Annotated in this window: 1 protein-coding gene and 1 pseudogene; both read right to left on the bottom strand. The window is 26.7% G+C overall.

Annotated features, from left to right (window positions below; translation table 11 throughout):
• Positions 1-379: pseudogene (locus B6S12_RS10245) on the bottom strand (hypothetical protein); the annotation flags it as partial.
• 18 nt (positions 380-397) lie between these two features.
• Positions 398-4,401: hypothetical protein (locus tag B6S12_RS10240; RefSeq protein WP_425454665.1), on the bottom strand; the 4,004-nt coding region annotated here is incomplete at its 5' end.

Raw genomic sequence — 4,401 nt, 5'->3', positions numbered from 1 at the left:
TTCTTATACCACTTCTTATTACTAGATATTTATATCTTTCTCTTTTAGTTTTTAGGGATTTATAATAAGCTTTTTCTGCTTTAGTCCAAGGAGCTATGGCTCCTTTGATAGGATCTTTTAAATAAATGCTTTGCCAATCTCTAAATTCTAAAAGAGTGGATCTCTCTCCTGTATAAAAGTTAGGATCTAAATATCTTGGTTTATAATCTTTGTAGGGGGAGTTTCTTAAAATTCTATCAGCTTCAAAAAGGGCTTTAGAATATTCTTGGGTGTATTTGCCTACTTCACGCCCATCTGTGTCTAATAAAATTTTATTAGTTTCTTTCTCTACTTCTAAGATTATACCATTAGGTGCATAAATTTCATAAGTTTCACTCATTATCTATCCTTTCTTAATTTAACCTATATATAAGCCATTTTCCATGATTATAGTAGTGGCTAGTCTGCCTATAAATTGGTTGGAATAATCCCGTATTTTACTAATACCATTAAAATTTTCTTTATCTTTTCTGTTTGCTTTTCCTTTGTTTATCTTTTCATTATTTATCCCACTATACATCACTTCTAAATTATGTTGTCCTATGGCTTCTAAATTTTCCATTAATCTTCTTGCTTTTTGTCTGTCTTCTATAAAATTACCTTTTTCATCTTGGATATTATTATAAAGCCCATTTGCATATTCATATAAGATTTGTATAACTTCATTATAAGCTAAGATTGGATGTTGTTTTATTATAGGGTGTTGTGTTTTATATTCTTCTTTTTTTTGAAAATGTTCTAGCTTATACACATCGCAATTTCTAAGCTCTATATTATTTTTTTCAAAAAATTCCTTATCATTTAAAATATACTTACCCTCATTAATCCTATCTTTAGCAAAAGCACTTCTTTTCTCATCTAAAATAATATAAGATAAAAGTCTTTTCAAAGCAAATTCTCTAGCCTCACTTGAAGTTGTAGCACATGTAATACTAGGATAATAATTAAGCCCACCTGTGCACAATAAAGAACCAAAAATAAATTTAGATAAATCAAAACTCATAAATCTAGAAGCTACCAATAAAGGATAGGTCATATATTCCTCTTTTTGAACTGCTAAGGGTGCATCATATTTATAAGTAAGCTTATCATGCATTAATAGCTCATATTGGTATTTTAGTCTTTCATAGTTTGTAAGCAAAAGACTATCCACAAAAGAAGTGGCAAAATTTGCTAATAAATCCACACCTAAATTTTTACCCATATTTATAGAAAAATCAATAACCAATTGTTTTTTTACTTTAAAAATTAGAGTGGCCTGCTTAGCTTTATCTAACCTAGAAAAAGCTTTTGACTTTTTTAAATCTGTGGCGTATTCTAGCTTATTAAAATAATAATAACTCTCTCCTATTTGATATAAAAAAGCTTTTCGGACTTGTTTTATACTATTAGGATTAATTTTCATAAAATGTCCTCTAGGCTTTAATGCGTAAAAAATTCCTAGTTCTTTATAAAAATTCATTGTAAAACTTCGGAATAAATTATTTCCATAATGCTTTTTATCCAAACCTACACTTACAAAAAATAAAATCATTTTTTTAAAACAATCAGGATTACCCATAAAGTATTCTACAAAGGGAAAGAGTTGGCTTAAGATATTAAAAAAAGTAATATCTAAAGATATTCTTGCTAGTTCATTATCGGCCATAATCTCTTCTATGCTTTTATCTAAATCTTCTCTTGAAGGCAATGATTTATCTATCTGATTATTTTCTTTTAAATCAGGCTCGTTATAAGAGTCTTCATTTAGCATTTTTAAAAAATTTGCATAGATTTGATCTTCTTCTGTGTAGTTAAGCTCAAAAATAACATAAGCTAACTCAAATAGATAAATAACTTCGCTATCTGGTTTTCCATGTTGCATTAAACCTCTAGATAAAAAGATATAAAATGTTTTACCATCAATTTTAATATAGGAATTTTTTCTAATTATTTTTAATGTCCCATTGTTATTGCTTCCAAGAATTTGATAAACTTCATTTATTGGAAAAATATCTATAGATTGTTCATAGTTAAAACTAAATTCCCTAGATACAACAAAAAGAGTAGAAGCTATCAAAAATAAAGATAAAGCGGAATATTCATAACAATCTCGATGTGTGTTAATGGCTGTCTTATTTATATCATCTAAATACTTGCCAAAAGTTTTCAAATACCCTTCAATATAGCTTTTTTCTGTTTTAGTGATATCTTCAAGCTCACTTGGCATTCTAAAAAAGCTATCAAGATAATTCAAATCTTCTTGGTATAGTCCTCTAAAATCTTCAAAAGGTTTTGTCCAGCTATAAAACCAACCAAATACTTTTTTATCTTCAAGATAAGCTTTATAAGCTTCATAAAGCCTTCCTTCAAGCTTTATAAAAGGGCAAAGTTGCAATATAAAAGCATCTTCTTTTTTAACATCCCTTTCTATAAAATAAGAACCATAATCTCTTTTGCTAGGAAATGTTTCAGATGAAAGTATTTCTGCTTTTGAGGGTGATTTTGGGCGATATTTAATTGTAGCACCTAATTTTTTTTGATATAAATCCTCGCAAAGTCCTGCATTGGAAAGTTGTGGTGGATTTGTAATAAAAAGATAATTTTTACCCATTTTTGTTGTATCTGTTTTGTCCATATCTTTTTTATCCAGTATCATTTCCACCAATAAAGAAGAGGTTAAATCAGGATATTCTGCATAAAAGAAATGATTAAGATTATAAATATCTATATGCAAGGCTTGTTTTAAAGGGGTATTGGAATTATTTAAACTTGTATTTATTAAAAGTGTATTGTCAGAATTTTTGCATTTAAATTCATAGTTTCTTGTCAAAAAATTATCAAAATAACCTTTAAAATCCTCATCTAAATTAATCTGATAAAAGCTATTTCTATAAAGACTAACAGAGGGCGCTTCTATATAAGATGAAAAATCTAGCAATATTTTATCATCTATAATTAAAGCATCTGACAAAAGTTCTTCATTGCAAAAAGCAATAATGGGATAAAAATAAGTGGTTATAAGCTCTAAAAGTGGGTATGCAAAATCATAATAGTATCTATCTTTCATATATTGTCCAACTTCAGACAAAGCACTATCAAGCTCAATTTTTATATAAACAATAAAAATAAAAGGACTTCTTTTAACAAAAGATATTGGGTTTCCAATATCAATTAATGATACAAATAGATTAATAAAAAATTTCGCTACTGCCCTTATAATTTGCTTCCACATATCATTACTATCAGAATAAACAAGGTTTTTGGAAATATCTTCAAAAACCTTGTTTAAAGTGTCTTTTATATATGGCTTAATTTCTACTTCATAATAATGAGATTCTTTAATATTATTTAATAATTTAATCAATTCTTGTTGGACTTCCATTAAAAATTTATGAATATTGGCTTTATTGTTTTTATTAAGAATTTCTCTTAAAGTATTATCATCTTTTGCTTCAATAACATCATTTAAAAGTTTCATATTTTTATAGATAACTTTTTTAACACTAGATAAATTTTGATTTTTATCCTCAAAATTTTGTTCTTTTTGCAACTCGTCTTTATCTATTTGATTGAGATATACTATCTCAAAGACTTTTTGATCATTATTATTTTCAAATTTTTCTTGATAAATATCTTGGATAACTTGATACAAAGAGTTTTTAGCTCCTTTATAACCTTCATAATCACTACAAATAAAAATGATTTTTTTAGCATTTTTGGTTAAGTTTGTTATCTTTTGCCTTAAAACTTCACTAGATGCAACTAAAGTAAAATTTTTTATTTCCGTCTTTTTTACTCCATTGATTATCACAAACTTACAAACATAAAGTTCTTGCTTTCTATCTTCATCTTCTAAGTTTTCATCTAGTCCTTTTGCGATTTGAAGTTTTAAATTTTGCATTTTAGCAGGAGTTAAAAAAGTTAAATGGTATTCGTTTAATTCTTTGTTATCTTCTAAAGAATTTTTAATGATTTTATTGTATTCCAAAAGCTCTTTAAAATATCCTGCTCCTAGATCTTTGTTTTGGAATTCTTTATAAGCATCCTTATGGACTTTAGCAATGTTTTTTGGGATAATGAAGTAAAGCTTAACTAAATTGGTATCAAAGCTAAGATTTAATTCTTTAAATTCATAATCTTTACTAAAATCTTGTTTGAATTGATTAAGAATATTTATATCCTCTATATCTTTTAAATCTTTGTAATCTATATTTAATTCATTTAAAGCCCTATCTTGTTCTTTTCTTTCATTATTGATTAAAAGATTATAGATGGGTAAATTATCTTTTTGAAATCTATCGCTTTTATAATGAAGTCTTAATATAGGCTCTTTTAACTCTGCTATAGTTTTGCTTTGCTCCCCTAACCCCCTATCTATAT

It is taken from the genome of Helicobacter valdiviensis, from assembly GCF_003245365.1.
GTDB classification, from domain to species: domain Bacteria; phylum Campylobacterota; class Campylobacteria; order Campylobacterales; family Helicobacteraceae; genus Helicobacter_D; species Helicobacter_D valdiviensis.
The sequence above is the reverse complement of the archived record's forward strand: the minus strand, read 5'-3'. Positions and strand labels throughout refer to the sequence as shown.